The following is a 20,890-nucleotide window of genomic DNA, read 5'->3' as shown; positions in this document are numbered from 1 at the left end:
GAGAAAACCTTATGAATACTGATTCTGCTGCAAACAGTATCGAAATGCTGGCGGTGAATACGATCCGCACTTTGTCCATCGATATGGTCGAGCGGGCGAAATCCGGCCATCCGGGCATGCCGATGGGCGCTGCGCCCATGGCCTACGCGCTGTGGGCCGGTGAGCTGAGCCATAATCCTGACAATCCGGGATGGTTCAACCGCGATCGGTTCGTATTATCCGCCGGACACGGATCGCCGCTGCTGTACAGTCTGCTGCATCTGTTCGGCTACGGGCTGACCTTGGAAGATTTGCGAAGCTTCCGGCAGTGGGGCAGCCGAACGCCGGGGCATCCCGAGTTCGGCCATACGCCCGGAGTGGACGCGACGACCGGCCCGCTGGGTCAGGGCATCGCGATGGCGGCGGGAATGGCCATGGCCGAACGGTATTTGGCTTCCATCTATAATAAGGAAGGTTACCCTCTTGTAGACCATTACACCTACAGCATTTGCGGCGACGGCGACCTGATGGAAGGCGTGTCCGCGGAAGCGGCGTCACTCGCCGGACATTTGGGACTAGGGCGGCTGATTGTGCTGTACGATTCCAACGATATTTCGCTCGACGGCGATCTTGACCTGTCTTTTTCGGAAAATGTCCTGGAGCGGTTCCAGGCTTACGGATGGCAGACGCTGCGCGTGGAAGACGGGAACGATCTTGCGGCGATCCGCCGGGCGATTGCCGCAGCCAAAGCCGATACCGAACGGCCGACCTTGATCGAAGTGAAGACGGTCATCGGCTTCGGCGCGCCGAACAAGGGCGGGACGTCGGCCTGCCACGGCGCTCCGCTGGGAACGGAGGAGGCGTCGGCCGCCAAGGCCGCCTATGGTTGGCATTACCGCGAGCCGTTTTATGTGCCGGAGGAAGTGAAGGCGCACTTTGCACGGCTGGCGCAGCGCGGACGGGAGCGGGAAGCCGCCTGGAATGAACTGTGGAACAGCTACCGGCACAAGTTCCCGGAAGAGGCTGCGCGGTTTGCCGCCGCCGTATCCGGGCAGCTTCCGGAAGGCTGGGATGTGGGCTTGCCTTCGTTCGCGACCGGCCAGATGATGGCGACGCGCGATGCTTCCGGCAAGACGCTGAACGCGGCGGCGCAGGCCATCCCGCAATTGATCGGCGGCTCGGCCGATCTGGCAAGCTCCAACAAAACGCTGCTTGCCGGCGAAGGCAATTTCAGCCGCCGCGATTACGCCGCGCGGAACATCTGCTTCGGCGTACGCGAGTTCGCCATGGGAGCGATGATGAACGGCATGGCGCTGCATGGAGGCGTCAAGGTGTACGGAGCGACGTTCTTTGTATTCTCGGACTATCTGCGTCCGGCGATTCGCCTGGCGGCGTTGATGAAGCTTCCGGTCATCTACGTATTTACGCATGACAGCGTGGCGGTCGGGGAAGACGGGCCGACCCACGAGCCGATCGAGCAGTTGGCTTCGCTGCGAGCGATGCCAGGATTGTCCTTGATCCGTCCGGCGGATGCGATGGAGACGGCCGCGGCTTGGCGGCTTGCGCTGGAGAGCCAAGATACGCCGACGGCGCTCGTGCTGTCCCGCCAGAGCCTGCCGACGCTGCCCATTTCCCGGGAAGCGGCTTACGAGGGCGTGGCGAGGGGCGCGTATGTCCTTTCGCCTGCGCAGGGCGAGGCGGAAGGTTTATTGCTGGCGACCGGCTCTGAGGTTGCCCTGGCGCTGGCCGTACAGGCGAAGCTGGCGGAAGAGGGGATCAAGGTATCGGTGGTCAGCATGCCGAGCTGGGACCGTTTCGAGCGCCAGAGCGCCGAGTACAAGGAAAGCGTGCTGCCGTCTTTGCTGAAGGCGCGGCTAGCGATTGAACTCGGTTCACCGCTTGGCTGGAGAGAGTATATAGGGGAGCAAGGGGATGTGCTTGCGCTGGATCATTTCGGGGCGTCCGCGCCGGCGGAGGTTTTGCTCGAAGAGTACGGTTTTACGGTCCGGCATGCGGCCGACCAATTTAAGACGCTGGCGGCAGCGGTGAAAAGGCAGGGTGGCGGATCATGGTGAACGAGACGTTTGTAGTGACGGAGGAGTCCGGCATCCATGCCCGCCCGGCATCGGTTCTGGTGCAGCACGCGAGCAAATTCAAATCGGACATCCGGCTGGAATACGACGGGAAGACCGTCAATCTGAAGTCCATCGTCGGCGTCATGTCGCTGGGTATTGAATATGGGCATCGCTTCACGATCACGAGCTCCGGGGAAGATGAAGAGGAAGCGATCGCCGCTTTGCGCGGAGTTATCATCCGGGAGGGGCTTGGCCAATGAGCGTGAAGATGGTGCGAGGCATTCCCGCTTCGCCGGGCATTGCGATAGCGAAGGCCTATGTGATGGAAAGCCATGAGCCGGTGATCGAGAAGGAAAGCGCGCTTGGCGCGGAAGCGGAATTGGAACGTCTGGAAGCCGCCGTAGCCCAAAGCAGCCGGGAGCTTGAGGAAATCCGTGAGCATACCGCCGCTGAACTTGGAGAGGAAGAAGCTAAAATATTTGAAGCGCATTTGCTTGTCCTTCAGGACCCGGAGCTGCTCGGCCCGGTCAGGGACAAGATCCGCAATGAAGCGGTGACGGCTGAATTCGCCCTGCGGGAAACGGCGCGGGAAATCGCCGCGGCGTTCGAAGCGCTGGGCACGGAATATCTGCGGGAACGTGCCGCGGACATCCGCGACGTAACGCGGCGGGTGCTGGCTGCCTTATCCGGCGAACCGTTCCAGGATCTCGGCGGGATCACGGAGGAGGTCATCATTGTCGCGCATGACCTGACGCCTTCCGATACGGCCCGGTTGAACCGGACTTTTGTGAAGGGATTCACGATCAGCGCCGGCAGCCGCACCTCTCATTCGGCGATCATGGCCCGATCCATGGGGATTCCGGCGATCGTCGGAAGCGCGGACGTGATGGAGTCTGTCCGGCACAACGATCTGTTGATCCTCGACGGCCATGAAGGCGTCCTGCTGGTGAATCCTTCGCGCGAGCTTGTCGCGGAGTATGAAGACAGACGGAGGGAAGAAGCGCAAAAGAAACGGGAATGGGCTTTGCTCGTCGGGCAGCCTACCGTCACCGGCGACGGGCAGCGGGTGCTGCTGGCCGGAAATATCGGCAGTCCAGCCGATGCCGCCGAGGTCATTGAATGCGGCGGCGAAGGCATCGGTCTGTTCCGTACGGAATTTCTGTATATGGGGCGCGCCGACGCTCCGTCCGAAGAAGAGCAATTTTCGGCTTACCGCCAGGTGCTGGAGACGATGGCCGGAAAGCCGGTGGTCGTGCGCACGATCGATATCGGCGGCGATAAGGAGGCGCCTTGTCTGAATCTGCCGCGGGAGGACAATCCGTTTCTCGGCTTCCGGGCGATCCGCCTGTGCCTAGATAGCGCGGGGGAGGAGCTGTTCCGTACCCAACTGCGGGCTCTGCTGCGGGCGAGCGTGTATGGCCGGCTGCACATCATGTTTCCGATGATCGCCGCTCTGGAGGAGCTGCGGCGGGCCAAGCAAATGCTGGCGGAAGAGAAAAGGAAGCTTCTTGCTGAAGGGGCAGAGGTTTCGGATAACGTCAGTGTCGGGATGATGGTCGAGATTCCGTCGGTTGCGGTGATGGCCGATCTTTTTGCGCCGGAAGTCGATTTTTTCAGCATTGGAACCAACGACCTGATCCAGTATACGATGGCGGCCGACCGGATGAACGGCCGGGTCTCGCATCTATACCAGCCGTTCAATCCGGCGGTGCTTAGGCTGATCGCGGGAGTGATTGACGCCGCGCACGCCCACGGCAAATGGGTGGGCATGTGCGGGGAAATGGCCGGAGACCGCCTGGCCGTTCCGCTGCTGCTCGGTTTGGGGCTGGACGAGTTCAGCATGAGCGCCGCGTCCATTCTTCCTGCCCGCAGTCTGATCCGCAGCCTGTCCAGGGCGGAGATGGCCGTTATGGCGCAGCAGGCCCTGCGGCTGGCCGATGCCCGGGAGGTCGCCGACTTCGTCCGGCGCTCCGTTAACGCCGCGGTCGTATCTCCTTGATATTGGCATCAGGAGGACATTTTGAGACGTTTTGTTTAGGCGCATCCGGTTTCTGAGTTTCTGATCCGTTTTGAGAAGCCCGTGTTCTTTCACGTTTTGGGAGAACCGGGTTCTTTTTTTACGTCCTTAGTTTGCGTGCTTGTAGCTTGGAACACAGTGGCCTTATTTTGTCTTTTGCCGTTTACCACTTGATTCCTGTTTTTTCGGCAAATAAAAGGCGCTTTTTTGCTCCTTGTTATTGTTGTAGGAATTACGGAGGAATTATTCATAGTCCGGGGGTTCATTTTCGGCAGCGCATCCTTGCTTTTGACCGCCGGAGTTGATACAATTAATGTCTGGTAAACTGCCCCGTGGGGCTTCAGGAGGAGGATGAACATGGGTAAGAAAAGTGAAGGCAAGGTACTCGCGCAGAACAAAAAAGCTTCCCATGATTATTTCATCGAAGACACCTACGAAGCGGGCATGGTCTTGACGGGAACTGAAATCAAATCGATCCGCAATGGCCGAGTGAACATCGGGGATGCGTTTGCGACGATCCGCAACGGCGAGATTTTTATCCACAACATGCATATCAGCCCGTTCGAGCAAGGCAACCGGTTCAATCCGGCCGACCCGACGCGAATGCGCAAGCTGCTGATGCACAAAGCGCAAATCAACAAGCTGCTCGGCTTGTCCAAACAGGAAGGCTATACGATCGTGCCGCTGAAGATTTACATCCGCAACGGATACGCGAAGTTGCTCCTGGGCCTGGGCAAAGGGAAAAAGCAATACGACAAACGCGACGCCGCCGCCAAACGCGACGCACAGCGCGATATCCAGCGCGCGCTTCGCGAAAAGCAGAAGGTGGCAAGGTAAGTTCAGTTGCTCAGTTCCCTCTGTTTCCATCAAGTCCATAAACATGAGGCAGTTTAAACGTGTTATACTATGTATTGTAACAATGCGGTCGCTAATCCTTGATTGGACAAGGAAAGTGACTGCAAAGCAGCACACCTTTGCCGGCTGCACCGATGTTCCAAAACCTTTTTCATTCGGGGGCGTTTTTGGATTCGACGGGGGTAGATCGAGCATGGGTAGCGGGTAGTGGGGAGCGTCCGCTTTATCAACGCTAACGCCAAATTTAAACGGCAAAGCTAAACAACCAACTCTGGCTCTGGCCGCCTAATAACGGCCTCCAGGCTCCTACCTTCCATCGCCCATGTGGCAGGATAGGGGCTCAACTCTAGTGGGCTACGCTGTCCAGTCTCCGCCTGGGGCTGGCTGAAGAAGACAATCAGGCTGACCCGGAAGGAAGCCGGTTACGGGGCGGCCTTCCGGGTGACATCAAAACCGTGACTACACCCGTAGAAGCCTGTGTGGCGTTGCCTTCGGACAGGGGTTCGACTCCCCTCGCCTCCATTTTGGAAAACCACAACCTCATGGTTGTGGTTTTTTGCTATATGGGCATCAATTGTGAGACGCTCTTCCCCGTCTCCACATATAGAATGTCAGTCCAGCGTAGAACAGAATAACGAAGAGGCTCATGTCCCCGCTGATATATTTTGCGGCTTCTTGATGCTCGACCGTCACTCCGGCAAAAATGAGCCATACTAAATTATGCGTAGTGTGGATCATCGAGGAGGTCCATACACTGCCGGTCCGCATGCGAATTTCGCCGATCACGGGGCCAAGAAAGATCGTGCTGAGCACGGTCATGGGCAGCAGGAGCCAGAGATTCTCACCGGAGTGGTACGCTTCCGTGTTGAGAATTAACGGGAAGTGCCATACCCCGTGGACGGCTCCGTGGAGTAACATCGCCTTTTTTCGGCTCATGCATCCAAGCATGGTCGGCAGCAGATACCCGCGCCAGCCAAGTTCTTCGCCCATGGATTGGGTTAACACCGACTTGATGTATAAGAAGACAATGAGCAGCGGAAATACAGTCCAACTGAAGCCTTCAAAGTCACTTCCAGGCTCGAAGGAGGATAGGTTCGCCGCATTGGCGACGGCAAATCCCACAGCCAACGGGATGATTGGAACGACCAGCGCAAATCCCCAACTTTTGAAACCGAGCTTATGCAAACCAAGCTTTTTCCAGCCTGATTTACGGTAACCGTCACGCGTCACGATCAACATCATGATGAGCACTGCAATCGTTGGCGTCATCATATAAGCAAAGGTATTCATATGAGGGATGAAGCTGAAACCAACCGCCAGAAGCAAGACGAGCAGAATAAATACAATGGATTTAGTTGAATCTTTCAGGGAGGAAAATATGTTAATCACACCTTCTCTTAAGAATACAACCGCATGAGTGGCTGCATTCCAAGAGTATCAAAGTCATGTCATATCTACATAGTGACCGTTGTCATAATAAAAGTCATATCTGTCATGCCGTGGACTTGCTAAGGATAGGAGAAGATGCAATAATTCTAATCACATGCGAAGTTAAAGTTTTCTTTAAACTTCAACTATCGGCGATAATTCGGAGATAAAATAAGAGGAAAAGTGTCGAATCATCGTGCGAAGCGGGACCATGCATCCAGAATAAACTTTACAGTTCCATGATAAAGGGAGTGATGGATGAATGTTATCGAACGACTCGTATAGCTTGATCGATTCGACGAGCGGAACGGCAGCCATGAATGTTGAATCCTCCAATAGAATGAGTGAAAGTTCGTCTTTATTGTCCAGGCTCATCTCACCAAGTATGCATTATGTGCAATATTTCAAGACAGCGGCAACCGGAATTGTTAACTTCTTGAAATCTACATACAGAGTGCAAGAAGCGGCAAAAAAATTGATGCTGCGGAATAATCCATTATTCGAAGCAAGAACGGTGGAAACCTCGAACAGCAGCCTGGTTATTGCAATGGCATCGGCTGGAGCTGCAAGGCAAACCTATGAAGTGAAGTTGAAAGCGATTGCAAACCCTCAAAAGAACAGCGGGACCTCATTGTCAGGAGCAAGTGCATCCGTCGTAAGCCAAGGGGTGAATGAATTCACCATTGCTCTTGGCGGCAAGACGACCAAGCTATCGGTGGTGATCGCTGAGCACGATACGAATGATCAAGCGCTGAGCAAGTTACAAGAGGCGATCAATGCAGCAAAGACAGGGATGACTGCAACGATGCTCCCAGATGCAGATACGGGCCACCTGAAGCTAGAGTTATGCAGCGACCACACCGGAACGGATCAGGCTTTCAAAGTTGAAGACGTTATCGGCAATGCGATGTCAGCAACAGGCGTACGGAATGTAACCCAAATTGCGTCCAATGCCTCATACAGCGTGAACGGCGGTGCAATTCAAACGTCTCAGTCGAACACGATTGAGCTGGAGAAGGATAAAGTGACGGCAACACTCCTGGCTCCATCGATGGAAGCGGTGAGGATTCAGGTTAATTCGGATGCCGATAAAATCATTTCACAAGTGAGTGAGTTGATATCGAGTTACAATGCCATGGTGGGTCGTCTGACAGAAGCTGGCGGGATCTTGAACCCCTCTATCCGAAAAAGCTTGGACTTCTTAGTCGATTCCCCGACCTATGAGCAATTCGGCCTCTATCGTGACGGCGACGGCTTACTCCAGCTGGATGAAGAACAGTTCAAGAAGAATTTGAGCTTGAATTTCGATCAAACTACGCGAGCAATTAGCAGTCATGTCGGCCTGGCTTACCGTCTAGCCTTAGCTATGGAAAGATTCAATACCGTGCCGGCCAGCAGCCTGATGAACCAGACGGCTCGTCAGTTACAACAATTCGCGATTTACCAGTCCTCGATTCAAATCAAGATGCCAACCTACGGAAGCGGTTTGTTTGTGAATATGCTGTTTTAGCTTTAGATTAATCATCGGGTCAACCAGAATTGGTTGGCCTTTTTTGGCATCAGGTATAATGATTCTAGGCGGATTGGGGGAGGGAGCATTCTGTGTTTGCGGATATCCAAGGTTATGAAACGTTCAAAAAAATCGATCTGATCACCAAAGGCTGGTCGAGCGACCAAAAATACTACATCGAAACCGTCACCAACGAGAGATGGCTGCTGCGCATCGCTGATATTTCCCAGTACGACCACAAGAAACATGAGTTTGAAATGATGAAAAGATTAGCCAAAAGCGGGGTGCCCATGTCACGGCCTGTGGATTTTGGGGTATGCAACAACGGCCAGAGTGTCTATTCCCTCTCGACCTGGTGTGACGGCGAAGATGCGCAAGCGGTATTGCCGAAGCTGACGGACACGAGGCAATACCATCTTGGCGTGACAGCCGGGCAAATCTTAAGGCAAATTCATAGTATCCCTGCCCCGGTGGATCAAGAACCGTGGGAATCCTCTTTTAATCGAAAAGTAGACCGGAAAATCAAGCAATATCAAGACTGCGGTGTAACAATGGAAGGCGATGAGCAGCTCATCTCTTATATTGAAGCAAATCGGCACTACCTTAGCGAGCGGCCGCAGTGCTTTCAGCATGGTGATTATCATGTGGGGAATATGATCATCTCGCCCGAAGGGGAGCTGTGGATCATCGATTTTAATCGCTGGGATTATGGGGATCCATGGGAAGAGTTTAACCGTATTGTTTGGAGCGCTAAGGTGAGCCCGCATTTTGCGACGGGGCAGATTCACGGTTATTTTCATGGGAATCCTCCGGACGAATTCTTTACGCTATTGGCTCTCTATATCGGCAACAATGCGTTGTCTTCGATTCCTTGGGCGATCTCTTTTGGTGAAGCGGAAGTCGCCGTGATGCAGCAACAGGCCCGGGATGTCTTAACGTGGTTTGACGGGATGAGGAACCCGGTGCCGGCTTGGTACTTATCTGATATTAAATCAAGTATATAGATGGAATTCCGTACAAGTTGAAGTGTGGGCGGAGGATTTGCGGCGATTGATTTTTATGATGGCTGTGTCCTGTATGGCTTTGCTGCTCCTCGCGCTTCATGTCTCCAGAGGAAATTACGCTGGGTGCGGTTATCGATGAGGTCTCGTTAAGAGCTGTGAGCGAGGATCGGTGCAAGCGTCAGCAATCCCTTGTGGAGTTGAAACGGGAGTGGGATGCGGCTCTCTTGAAGTGAACTGAAGCACGCTAAAATCAACAACCCTGCGAGGTTGTTGATTTTTTTGTTTGATGGGATGATTCGTGGGAGAACGGTTGAACAAGGGGGATACTCGACGAACTTAGGCTGATGTATAATCATTCCATCAAAAAACTGAATAGTAGAGGTGATAGAGATGAGCGAGGAGATTTCCATCTTGCCGATTCAATCCTTCTACTCGCTCGATGATCGTACCGTTGCGGCGACGGTACTGCACCAAGAGCCTTTGATCATGAAATTCGAACGGCTGCTGACGGACGACGAATGCCGGCAATTGATTGAGGCAGCCGCTCCCCGACTGCGAGACTCCAAACTCGTGAACAACGTGACCAGCCAAATCCGCACGAGCCGCGGGATGTTTTTCGAAGAAGAAGAGAACCCCTTTATCCATCGCATCGAAAAACGAATCTCCGCCTTGATGAATGTACCCATCGAACACGCGGAAGGCTTGCAAATCCTCCACTACGGCCCCGGCCAAGAATACCAAGCCCACTATGACTTTTTCGGTCCGAACAGCCCTTCTGCTGAGAACAATCGGATCAGCACCCTGATCATCTACTTAAATGATGTGGAGGCAGGCGGAGAGACCGTCTTTCCCTTATTGGATCTAGAGGTCAAACCTGAGCGCGGGTCCGCCTTGTACTTCGAATACTTCTATCGCCAACAAGAACTCAACAACTTGACCCTGCACAGCAGCGTCCCGGTGGTTCGCGGTGAGAAGTGGGTAGCGACCCAGTGGATGCGGAGGCAGCGTGTGAGGGAGGGGGTTGTTTTGGGGTGATGCAGTCCACCTTAATAGAACAATTAGAAGCGACCTGTGGGTCGCTTTTTGTATTATCGGAATAATTAAGGAATCACTAGCGGTGTTTTGAAAAATTCTATGGAATAAACTGTAAGAGCCTGATCATCATCCCTCGCTGTGTTTATTATAGAAGGGACATTTAATAAAAACTAACGAATTATGGCGAAAAAGCCATTCTACATATTTATATACTGTAGAGATATACAAAACCTCTATTAAAAAGTTGATATTAAATATGTTTAGTTTTAGAGTAAAAAATAGCAAAAAATAGGAGGAATGAACTAAAATAAATCGAATAATGTCTAGTACTTAAGTATTTTTTGAATAAAGAAACGGAGGCCTACTATGGGTAATAACTACTCAAGTGAAATTAGGACTGGTGATGTTCTGACCACGTGGAATTCATCTGGAACACGAATATTAAAATATTCTGTCGAAATGTACCACAAAGGTTTAAATGAGCATAAACTCATTTCTGCACCAGAACCAGATATTCTTCAGAACAAGGTCAAAATACAAGCTAAGAAATGGAATGAAAAGTGGAGTAGTATCTTACATAAAAGACAATTGAATCAAGAGAAGGAAGCAAGCATTGAAGAAGCGGCCAGGAGAACAGAGGAGGCAACAAATAATTTAATAGAGATAGATAATCTGTTACTGCACACATTATCCGTCGATGATACCGTAGACTGGGACAGCCTGAAAAGAAATGATCATTACCCTATTAACTATCCTGAACCAAGAATTAAAAAGGTTTACCCAGAAAAACCCAGAGAGGAAGCCCCATCCTTTTCCTTGATCGATATAATTATTAAATCAAGAAAGCAAAAAAAATTGCAGGAAAGTACTAGTAGATATTCAGCTATGCTTATGCAATGGGAGGAGCAAAAGAAATCCATCGATGAATATAACCAATCTTTAGAGCGTGAGTATGAACAAGAATTACAAGAATGGGAACAGAAGAAAAATGAATTTCTAAAAGAACAAGAGGAGTACAATAAAAAAATCGATGAATTAAAGGAATTATATTTTAAACATAACGTGGATTCAGTAGTTGAATATTGCGATATGGTACTAAACAATTCTGAATATCCGGAGTCTTTTCCAAAGGATTATGAACTGGAGTATAATCCTGATACCAAAATACTTGTTGTAGAGTACCAGTTACCTTCGATAGAGTGTTTCCCCACCCTTAAGGAGGTAAAATACGTTGCATCAAGAAAAGAGTTGAAGGAATTTTATATTTCAGAGTCTCAGGTTCAAAAAATGTTTGATGAAGCCATGTATAAAATAACTCTTCGAACGCTTCATGAGATCTTTGAATCTGATGTAGCCAATGCAGTAGAAGCCATTTCTTTTAATGGTTGGGTTAAGACGATTAATAAAGCAACAGGAAGAGAAGAGATCAATTGTATCTTAAGCATCCAAGTTAAGAAAGATCAATTTGTTGAAATCGATCTTGCTAATGTTGATCCGAAGGTTTGCTTTAGAAATTTGAAGGGGGTTGCTGGCAGTAAATTAAGTGCTCTAACTCCGGTTCAGCCTATTCTACAGATAAATAAGTCGGATAAACGCTTTGTAGAAAGTTACGAAGTAGCAAATCAAATTGACGCAACGACGAACCTTGCAGCAATGGATTGGGAGGACTTCGAGCACTTAATCCGTGAACTGTTTGAAAAGGAGTTTCAAACAACTGGTGGTGAAGTCAAAGTAACGCAGGCGAGCAGGGATGGTGGGGTAGATGCAATAGCTTTTGACCCTGATCCAATCCGGGGTGGAAAAATTATTATACAGGCAAAGAGATATACGAATACGGTAAGCGTGTCTGCAGTAAGGGATTTATACGGTTCCGTAGTAAATGAGGGTGCAACAAAGGGGATTTTAGTCTCAACTGCAGATTATGGACCGGATGCTTATGAGTTCGCTAAAGGCAAGCCGTTGACTCTGTTAAATGGGTCTAATCTTTTGCATTTATTAGAGAAGCATGGTCATCATGCCAAAATTGATTTAAAAGAAGCTAAGAAAATACTGGCTGATAAAGCTAAGGGTTAATCGGTATTATATAAGGGACCGTAGAGGTCCCTTTTCAATTGAGCAAGTTCCCATCCATGATGTTTCCATAAACTGTATCGACCATTTCAGCTATAATATCTATATCACTATCCCGGAGGGCAAAGCATGTCACTTCCAGTTGAATTAGCAAATATATTTCGTACAAAGCAAAAGTCCTACAAAATGGTGCTTGTGCTTGCGATGATCGACACTTGGCGGGAAACGCATGATCAGATGCTTAAGTTTGATGATGTCGCCCGGCGGTTCCTGACCTACTATCAATATAGAGAGAGCAGTGGTCTTGTTGTAGATGCCCCACCGTCATATTTAGCAAGCCGGTGGGAGTCCATGAACCTGTCCCAGGTGAGATCCCTGCTCGATACCCCAATAGAAGCGCTTCGTTCGGTTGTTGTTAAACAAGCGGACGGGGCTTTTTTGACGTTTGCAGATTCGGTATGGGCGCAAGGTGAAGCAGTGCTGTCGGAACTTCAAGATTATGCTAACCGTGAATTGGACCTGTACCATAAGCAACTGGGGCAGGGGTCAAGCTTTTCCCTTAGGGAGAGTTTGGTTCATATTTTGCAAACCTATTCTCAAGCAAAGACCGAGTCTTTTGCGAATCATGAATTAGGTACTTTGTTTAGAAAGACGTTACCAGAACAGCTCCAATCGCTTCCTTTTATTTCAGAGCATATTCGGATTCAGGGTTCTGTGGGACAAGGCAATTGGGCAACGGTTCCTTGGCTGGCCCTTATGGACACTCGAATTACGAAGTCTACCCAGTACGGGGAGTATATCGTCTACTTATTTGCAGAGGACATGAGCGCGGTCTACCTGACCTTTAACCAAGGGGTCACGAAACCTATTCAGGAGCGAGGGAGAAAAGAAGGATACAAGTTCCTACAGCAAAAGGTGGCGGAATTAAGGGAGAGTCTCGATTTTCAAGGCTTCTCCAAAGATGAAAATATCCATCTCACTGAGGCAGGCTTGGGGCGCGACTATCAAGTTTCGACGGTCGCTTATAAGCGATACGATGCGTCTCATATTCCGAGCGATGAGCAATTAATTGCTGATCTAGAACAGCTAATGACGACATACCAAGCATACGTCGAACGGAAGCTTCAAACAGATCAGATCGAAGATCCAGAATTTCCTTTGGAAACGGTGGAAGAGAACATGGATGATGAGGCAGTTCGTGGGCATTTGGATAGAATCCAATCGTACATTCAAAATAAGGGGTTTGCCTATCCTACAGGATTGATCGAAAACTTCTACCTCTCCCTCAAAACCAAACCTTTCGTCATCCTTGCAGGCGTATCGGGAACCGGGAAAACCAAGCTGATTAAGCTCTTTGCGGAGGCGTTGGGAGCGACTTCGGAGAATGGACAGTTTACGCTAATTCCGGTCCGGCCGGATTGGAGTGATCCGTCGGATTTGATTGGCTACAGTGACTTGTCCGGCAAGTTTCGTCCAGGGCGTGTTACTGAGGTGTTGTTAGAGGCCTCCCGTAACCCGAGCAAACCTTATTTCATCTGCCTGGATGAGATGAACTTAGCTCGAGTAGAGCACTATTTCAGTGATATGCTCAGCATTTTGGAGACTCAGGAATGGCGCGACGGACGTATTGCTACCGCTCCAATCATTCACAGCAGCTCGTTCGTGCAGGATGAGGATCAAGAAGTGTATGGCAATCTGTCGATTCCGGAGAATGTGTACTTGATCGGAACGGTCAATATGGACGAGACGACGCATCCTTTCAGTAAAAAGGTGCTCGACCGGGCAAATACCATCGAGTTTAATGATATCTTTTTAGATCAGTTTCCTGACGAGGAGTTAGGGGCGGGGCCACGTCCAGAGGCAACACCTAATCGGTTCCTAAGAAGTGATTATCTGCAGCTAGTAGATGCCTATAATGCGGATTCCAAAGATCTGATTAGTAGTACGACCGAAAAGCTAATGAAGATCAACAGCATTTTGGAGGAGATCCATGCGCATGTTGGTTTTCGCATTCGGGATGCGGTGTGCTTCTATATGCTCTATAATCAACGGTTTGGATTGCTGGCCGAGGATGAGGCGTTTGATCACCAGTTGCTCCAGAAAATACTTCCTCGCATTCAAGGCAGCAGCGCTTCGATCCGGAGAGTTCTTCTGAATTTGATGCGGGAGTGTGTGGATTCTTCTTTTACCGTCAATGAGTATTTGGAGGACACGACCTCATTGTTCGAGGGCGATAAGCTCAAACCCCTACTCGATCGGGCCAAGTATCTGCGTAGTGCAAGGAAAATCGCTTCGATGTTACGGAGGCTAGAAGAAGATGGATTCACCTCTTACTGGTTATCGTAATGCGCCAATAGAGTTACTACGCATAGAGACGAATCTGTTTGATTTGTATATCAAAGGGAAGCCATTTCATCCGACCGTCGAAACGATGCAGCTTCATCGGCAAGAAGGGGATGTGTGGGTGGATGCCCATTTCCAAATCGATGTCCCATCTCCGAAAGTGGAGATGACTTCGATTGAGGTCTTTTCTCATCAGACGATGGATCTTCAGACTTGGAATCCGGGCGATCCGGCAGAGCCTCTGTTTTTTGAAACACAACCTTATGAATTCGTGGTGGAGAAGAAGCAGGAGGATCTACCAATCGTATTTTTCCATGAAAATCTTCACTTACGTCAAGCTGTGAAACCAATAGGGAGTCGTGGCCGGATCTTGTCCGGGATACTTAACTTTCAAAATGAGGTTGGCCTGTCGGAGTTGGAGCTTCGCTTGCATGACGAAGTGATCTTTAAGCTGCAGCTTGAAGTGTTTCCGTCCAAAATGGACTACAAACGCGATTACGAAGTGATTTTGCGAGAGGTGAATGAGCAGATTTATAATCTGTCTTTTGACTTTCTGCGTAAGACGTTTCATCTTACCGGGTTAAGGGAGACACGACATCAGAGTGTGACGGAGTTTTTTACGATATTACAGCAGGTTTTTGGGCAGTTGACCCAAGGTGTCGACCGCATCAAAAACGCTCCCCACTACAAAATGCGCCGTGAACCTCATCTTGTGGAAGCATCGAAGGCGAAGCGGGTAGGGAAGGAGAATATCGCTTTTTTGCGCAAACGGCCAGAGCTGTGTGTTCCTGGGCAGGAGCTACCTACGCATGTGCTTGAGACCCGGCGGTATAGGGACTTCGATACGGCAGAAAATCGATTCATCCGCTGGGCGTTACTGCGCATCACTTCGAAATTGAAAGAGCTACGGTCCCACGCAGCAAGGAGAGAAAACACGGACCCTGTATTGCTGAAGAAAACCGACGTGATGAGTTCGCAGTTACAGCGGCTGTTGAGGCAGGATTTTTTGCAAGTCGGGGATATGAAGCAGGTTTCGCTATCCCTGGTCCTACAGATGGCTCCGGGGTATCGGGAGGTCTATCGGATTTATCTCTTGCTGATGAAGGGGCTTTCGATCCAAGGCGATCTATTCCGGTTGTCGATGAAGGACCTGGCGCAATTGTACGAGTACTGGTGTTTCCTGAAAATCCATGATTTGATGCGGCGAAAATATGAGCTGGTAAGCCAGGATCTGATTAAGGTGAACCGGAGCGATCTATTTGTGACGTTGAACCAGGGACGGAAGGCGAAGATGGTGTATCGGAATCCGCGAAATGGAGAGGTGTTTACCCTCTACTATAATTCTCTGCCACCGGGAGACAGCCACACTACGTTGGCACAGAAACCGGATAATGTGCTGACATTAAAAAAGAATGATGCGGCGATTGAGTATAAGTATATTTTTGATGCCAAATATCGTTTGAATGCCGCCTATGAGGGGACGCCTTATTGGAAGAAGTACAAGCAGCCGGGGCCTGAAGAGGAAGACATCAACACCATGCACCGCTACCGGGATGCAATTGTGTACCAGGATCAACGAAACGGCGAGTACGAGCGGAGTATGTTTGGGGCGTATGTGCTCTTTCCATATCCAGATGAGGTGAAGTTTAAGGAGCATCCTTTTTACAAAAGCATTCAGCTCGTCAACATCGGGGCAATCCCGTTTCTGCCCAACACAACCGGTCTGATGGAGCAACTACTGGATGAGATCATTCAAGACAGCCCGGAGAAAGCTTACGAACGTTCCACTCGCCCTCGCGGGACGAAGGAATATTACTACAACAAGTTTGCGGGCAAGAACGTCTTGGTAGGTTCACTCAGAGAGCCTTCCCAGCTGGAAATGGCGCTGAAGCTCCGTTTTTACCATATGCCACTGAAAAATATCGTCGACCACAAGTTACTGACTCAAATCGAATACATTGCAATGTGCCAGTCTCGCAAGAAGTTCCAGGACCCAGGGAACACGGGGATCCATTGGTTTGGTCGTGTTCTGGATTGGAAGGTGGTCCGGAGAAGGGAAATCACGGAACGGCCCGCTCGGCCCGGGACGGAGGAGGAGTTGTATGTTAAGTTTACGATCGAACGGTGGGAGCGGCGGGACAAGCCCATTGCGCTAGGTGGACAAGGGATATATACCTGTCTGTACACGAGCAAGTACATGTTTGATCGAGCCAGTGAAATTGCGGAATTGAAGCTGGAGAATGAGGAAGACCTGCGGGAATGGCGTGAAGCACGTCGACTTGGTAAGGTGAAGGTGCAACTGGATCACAGCGATGTGGATTTGGCAGAAAAAGTGGTAGGGATTCGGGTGGAGGAATCCTAGGAACACTTCTGAAATAAATATCTTGAAGCAATGAAGCCCGCTCGTTGAGCGGGTTTTTGCTTTCAAGGTTATATGATTGAATTTACATGAATTAATCGTTTGTGGAATCGATAAACTTAACATTCTTAAGGGCATATTCCAACGCCATGTTAATGATTTCGTTCCGAGAACGATTGCTCTTCCGGGCAAGTTCATCTAATTGTTCTTGAAGGATTTTTTCAATGCGAATGGACATTGTCACAGTCTTGTCTTCCCTTGGAGTTATGATGAACTCATCATTGCTCACACGAATCACCTCACATATCAGTATAGATAGAAAGTGAGGAATTATAACATAACACAAAATGTATTTAGTAATGAATACAAATTGCAATATAGTAATAATACATATATAATTACAAACATGATGAAACGACTGAAATGACCCTCTTGCTGCACTCATACTATGCAGAAGCATTCGTTATTTTTGACCCCGGGGCTGTAATTCATGTTAGGAGGCATCATTTATGGAAATTATTTTAGAATCAATTCCAGGTGGAGCCTTATTCTTTGATGAATACATAACCGACTTGTTTAAAGTGAGATTTTATCTGGAAGACCAAAAAATCGTTAGTCCTATTTATGCTTATGGTCCAAACTCAGAAGGTAAGGAATTCAAAACTGAACTCTGTTTGAGCAGCTTACTACCCTATGTAGATGAAGTTAGAATTAAAAGAATTTTATTAGAGATCTTGATATCGGATACAAGATTGGAATTGAACTCCTATGAACAGGAACTAAACACAGCAAGTTCCGAAGAACTCACGAAAATATGGGAACCCCGCGATAAAAGCAAATGGTGGACACTGTTATATCTAACAAAAAGAGAAGTTCTGCATTACAGTAAATACGATGCACAAAGGAAACTTCATAAATACGAGAAAATGCTAAGTGAATTGTTGGATGAGTTTTAGTTTCTTCACGTATTGAATGGCTTCTTAAATATATAGGGCAGGGATACGACGCCCCTCGCACCCATGAAGAGAAACCACAACCTTATGCGGTTGTGGTTTCTCACTATGCTCAGTTCATCACATTGAACAACACAGGAAGCAAGATCAACTGGTTAATGACATGCGTAGCGATATGTCCGAGCATGGCGTAGGCTATTCCGTGTTTCCAATACAGATAGCCAAATCCGATGCCTGGCAAGAAGTTAAGCAATAGCGTCCGGGCTACAGTAACGTTGCTTAACCCCAGCATTTGTGCAGTGGCAGGAAGATGCCCTGCGGCAAAGATCAAGGCGGCCAAGACTATTCCCACGATATAGATGCTATTGCGATCCGAGGTGTTTGTCAGCTTGCTGGCCAGCCAGATGAGGATGGACATCAGTCCGAATCGGATTAGAAGCTCCTCAATGATTCCCCCATACAATACGCTTCCCGCAAAATAAAGCCAGGAAAATTCAAACTTCTCCGATAGTCCCAAACTTCCGGCAAACACCAGCTTCTCTGCAATGGCAATAAAACTGGCGGACAACAGTCCGATGCTCAGCGCTGCTATCAGGCTGGTTCTGCTCCACACCAATGGCTTGTTCAGATTCACTTTGGGAGCCGCCCAGATCCCTGCGATTGTAGCCAGTCCGGCTAACACTGCCGTTTGAAGCATGGTGATCAGAATAAGGACTTGCTTCGACCCGAGTTGCGCCACGATTTGATCTTCCAGTTCAGGGGATAAGACAATCGTTTGTTGGGCTCCTAGCAAAGCCCCGGAGATCAAGCCTAGTACGATCGCGGCAATCACTTTTTTTGCGGATAACATTCTCTTTGTTGTGGTCATCGCTCGTTTTCCTTCCCAATACTAGATTTCAAGGCATTGATGACAGCAGCATCGTCACGAATGCCGACATCACGTAAATAGATCGAGCCGCTGGCGGTTTGATCAAACACGAATCGGATTTGGCGGATCCGCTCCGGCTGGAACGACGAATTGACGTGGCTGAAGTCGGATAGCTGGAAAGCGAAGTTTTGAAAAACCGGCTCTTTGGTCGGCATCAGCGACGTCAACGGCCATTTGACGATACCGCCTTCGAACATAGGCAGCAGACCGCCCGCTGCACTTAGCGGCAGGGAGGCCGTGTTGCCGCTGATATCCTCGACTTCGATGGTCAGATCGACAAGCTCTTCCTGTGTACCCGACTGATCCGCCATGGAGAAGACGAGGGTGCCATTCGGCGGGACAACAAGTCCGTTACCGGGCAAGACGATCGTATAGGAAGGAGTGCCGTCGACCTTGACGCGGTCCCATCCGAGACGAACGGCGTTAAACGGGCCGGGGGCGAACTTCATCTCGACCTTCTCTTCCTTCCATTCCGTGAGATGCTCTCCCCTCAGTTGACCGCCGGGCATTGTGGTGGTGGATAGATCAATATCCTCGTCGAAGTTGCTGATCAGCGTCGTCCGAGCATCCGAATAATCGTTGATATACATCGTATCCGGCAGCCATTCTCGTGCATAACTCAGATTTTGAAAAATGGCGCGGTACTCTGTTCTCCCATACAAGGTTGCATCAAGGAAGGACGAGATGAGCACCTTCGCCGCTTGCAGCTGCTCCTCCTGTGGGATCAGCTGGGCCCGGTTGTACAGCAGGTTGCCAAGCCCCGGTGCATCGCTCCGGCCCCATACCGTATTGAACTGCCCGTGATTGGCCCCGTAGATATAGACGGACGCTTTGAAATCATCGCTGCCTGAGGTAAACCGGATCCGGTTGTACTGGCTTGCTCCGGCAAAGGAACTGACGTCCATGTCGTGAGCGCCTTGCAGGGCGAGGTAGTTCACATCAGTCAACTCCGTTGGCTGGCTTGCCGGTTCGTATTGCCCGTCTGTACCCGCCAGCGAGATGACGGAACGGATGCCAAAGCCGTAATTGAACTTGATGTTGCCGTCCTCCGGCGACGACTTCAGCCGGTTGTACGCGGCCGCCACGGTGACTGCCTCGCCGCCCCGGGAGTGGCCGATGAGCGCGATCCGGTTCATGTCCACTTTCCCGTAGAACGGGTTGCCCGCCGTGCTGTTCCATTCCTTCCATACGCTCAGGTGCTCCAGCATGAGCCAGCCGCGTGCGGGGTTTTCCTTCTCCAGCACGTTCAACATGAACAAGTCGTTGAAGGGCGACGTGTTAAGGAAATTTTCATCGATGGACACGACGATATAGCCGCGGCTTGCCAGCAGTTCCCCTAAATAGGCATAGCCCGGGTCTGAATAATCGGTGGCGAGATGGTTGCCATGCACGATCATCACCAGCGGAAAGGGCCCGTCTCCGTCTGGATACCAGACCAGTCCGTTTAACGGCATCGCATCTGGCCCAAAACCAAACGTCTTCGTCCGGAGCGAGGACCAGTTCGCTACAAAAGCAGACCCGTCCACCGGCTCTGTGATCAGCGAATCCTCTGCGTTAAAAACCTTACGGTAGCTGTCTGCGCTCCCGTAGGTTAGGGTTTGAACCGGATACGTTCCTGGCTCCGCAGGATTCGCTAGGGTTCCCGAGGAATGCCCCGCTGCCTTCATGGCCGACAGCCGGTAAGGCTTCACCAGTTCGGCGCGCCCGCCATCGACCAACCAAACTCCCGTACAGAGGGTAAAAGCTACGGTCACTGCCGTCGCCACTCCGGCCATCACCTTGGTGCGTGTTGTCGCTTCGCGATAGGAACCCCGGATCCAGCGGGAGATCAACGCCCCCGATAAGGAACAGCCGGTCAGCACGGACAAGGTGACGATCAGCATGACCGTCATCGGACCGATGAAGCTGATGAACATTAGGAGGAAGGAGGCAAGTGCCAGACCTATGTACCTCGAAGGCACACGCTTGGCAAGATGCAGTACCCCGGCAAGGATCATGGCAATGAAAGTAATGGCAATCAGGAACACGCCGGTTCCGATCACATAATCCCACAGGCCCCGCGACCCAATCAGGTGATAGCTTTGGATGAGAAAAATGACGCCCGCGATACCATAGAGCGCGATGGATGCTCCTTTCCAACCGGGAGACAACGGGGGCCTACCCTTGAACCCCTCGACAAGCCGATTCCGCCACGTTCGGATGGAATCTCTTCTGGACAACTCTGTTTCTGCCATAATATGACCTCTTTCTCAGATAAAAGTTACAACATCCAATATAGAAACTTTGCCTTTCTACCGCCTGTCGCTTTCCTTACAATAACCTTACATAGCAGGA

Annotated in this window: 15 protein-coding genes and 1 other RNA gene; 12 read left to right on the top strand and 4 right to left on the bottom strand. The window is 50.3% G+C overall.

What is annotated here, in order from left to right:
• The first annotated feature begins 11 nt into the window (after positions 1–11).
• From tkt to ssrA, 5 genes are all read left to right on the top strand, one after another.
• A complete protein-coding gene (gene tkt, locus M3G15_RS13425; RefSeq protein ID WP_260071208.1) occupies positions 12–2,054 on the top strand; it encodes a transketolase in 2,043 nt (680 codons plus the stop codon).
• Positions 2,048–2,314, top strand: coding sequence for a phosphocarrier protein HPr (locus M3G15_RS13420; RefSeq protein ID WP_009224955.1), 267 nt, complete (start codon positions 2,048–2,050; stop codon positions 2,312–2,314). The genes tkt and M3G15_RS13420 overlap by 7 nt, the downstream gene beginning before the upstream one ends.
• A complete protein-coding gene (ptsP, locus tag M3G15_RS13415; protein WP_009224954.1) occupies positions 2,311–4,053 on the top strand; it encodes a phosphoenolpyruvate--protein phosphotransferase in 1,743 nt (580 codons plus the stop codon). Before M3G15_RS13420 ends, ptsP begins: the two co-directional genes overlap by 4 nt.
• 375 nt (positions 4,054–4,428) lie before the next feature.
• Positions 4,429–4,908 (top strand): SsrA-binding protein SmpB, encoded by a 480-nt coding sequence (gene smpB, locus M3G15_RS13410; protein WP_260071207.1) that lies wholly within the window; start codon positions 4,429–4,431, stop codon positions 4,906–4,908.
• A gap of 175 nt (positions 4,909–5,083) precedes the next feature.
• Positions 5,084–5,451, top strand: a transfer-messenger RNA (tmRNA) gene (gene ssrA / locus M3G15_RS13405).
• Positions 5,452–5,496: 45 nt separating this feature from the next.
• On the opposite strand, the gene M3G15_RS13400 is transcribed toward ssrA, so the two are convergent.
• Positions 5,497–6,315: a CPBP family glutamic-type intramembrane protease gene (locus M3G15_RS13400; RefSeq protein ID WP_260071206.1), complete on the bottom strand. Its 819-nt coding sequence runs from the start codon at positions 6,313–6,315 to the stop codon at positions 5,497–5,499.
• A gap of 301 nt (positions 6,316–6,616) precedes the next feature.
• Between M3G15_RS13400 and fliD the strand changes: the two genes are divergently transcribed.
• The 6 genes from fliD (at position 6,617) to M3G15_RS13370 (ending at position 16,678) form a co-directional block, all read left to right on the top strand.
• Positions 6,617–7,864 carry a flagellar filament capping protein FliD gene (gene fliD, locus M3G15_RS13395; protein WP_260071205.1) on the top strand — a complete coding sequence of 416 codons (1,248 nt, stop codon included), beginning with the start codon at positions 6,617–6,619 and terminating at the stop codon, positions 7,862–7,864.
• Positions 7,865–7,956: 92 nt separating this feature from the next.
• A complete protein-coding gene (locus M3G15_RS13390; protein WP_260071204.1) occupies positions 7,957–8,868 on the top strand; it encodes an aminoglycoside phosphotransferase family protein in 912 nt (303 codons plus the stop codon).
• A gap of 390 nt (positions 8,869–9,258) precedes the next feature.
• Positions 9,259–9,903, top strand: coding sequence for a 2OG-Fe(II) oxygenase (locus M3G15_RS13385; protein WP_260071203.1), 645 nt, complete (start codon positions 9,259–9,261; stop codon positions 9,901–9,903).
• Positions 9,904–10,269: 366 nt separating this feature from the next.
• On the top strand, positions 10,270–11,976 hold the full coding sequence (locus tag M3G15_RS13380; protein ID WP_260071202.1) for a restriction endonuclease: 1,707 nt from the start codon (positions 10,270–10,272) through the stop codon (positions 11,974–11,976).
• Between the two features lie 126 nt (positions 11,977–12,102).
• A complete protein-coding gene (locus M3G15_RS13375; protein WP_260071201.1) occupies positions 12,103–14,319 on the top strand; it encodes an MrcB family domain-containing protein in 2,217 nt (738 codons plus the stop codon).
• A complete protein-coding gene (locus M3G15_RS13370) occupies positions 14,291–16,678 on the top strand; it encodes a DUF2357 domain-containing protein (RefSeq protein ID WP_260071200.1) in 2,388 nt (795 codons plus the stop codon). The genes M3G15_RS13375 and M3G15_RS13370 overlap by 29 nt, the downstream gene beginning before the upstream one ends.
• A 91-nt stretch (positions 16,679–16,769) precedes the next feature.
• On the opposite strand, the gene M3G15_RS21520 is transcribed toward M3G15_RS13370, so the two are convergent.
• Entirely contained in the window at positions 16,770–16,913 is a 144-nt protein-coding gene (locus M3G15_RS21520; protein WP_084770855.1) for a ribbon-helix-helix protein, CopG family, read from the bottom strand.
• A gap of 271 nt (positions 16,914–17,184) precedes the next feature.
• Between M3G15_RS21520 and M3G15_RS13365 the strand changes: the two genes are divergently transcribed.
• Positions 17,185–17,631: a hypothetical protein gene (locus tag M3G15_RS13365; protein ID WP_260071199.1), complete on the top strand. Its 447-nt coding sequence runs from the start codon at positions 17,185–17,187 to the stop codon at positions 17,629–17,631.
• A gap of 109 nt (positions 17,632–17,740) precedes the next feature.
• Here the strand turns inward: M3G15_RS13365 and M3G15_RS13360 are convergent, their stop codons facing one another.
• Positions 17,741–18,496, bottom strand: a complete 756-nt coding sequence (locus M3G15_RS13360) for a CPBP family intramembrane glutamic endopeptidase (protein ID WP_260071198.1) — start codon at positions 18,494–18,496, stop codon at positions 17,741–17,743.
• Positions 18,493–20,790 carry an alpha/beta hydrolase family protein gene (locus M3G15_RS13355; protein WP_260071197.1) on the bottom strand — a complete coding sequence of 766 codons (2,298 nt, stop codon included), beginning with the start codon at positions 20,788–20,790 and terminating at the stop codon, positions 18,493–18,495. The genes M3G15_RS13360 and M3G15_RS13355 overlap by 4 nt, the downstream gene beginning before the upstream one ends.
• Positions 20,791–20,890 lie beyond the last annotated feature (100 nt).

Source organism: Paenibacillus sp. p3-SID1389, from assembly GCF_025151705.1.
Taxonomy (GTDB): Bacteria; Bacillota; Bacilli; order Paenibacillales; family Paenibacillaceae; genus Fontibacillus; species Fontibacillus phoenicis.
This window is presented reverse-complemented; position numbering and strand designations above follow the sequence as displayed.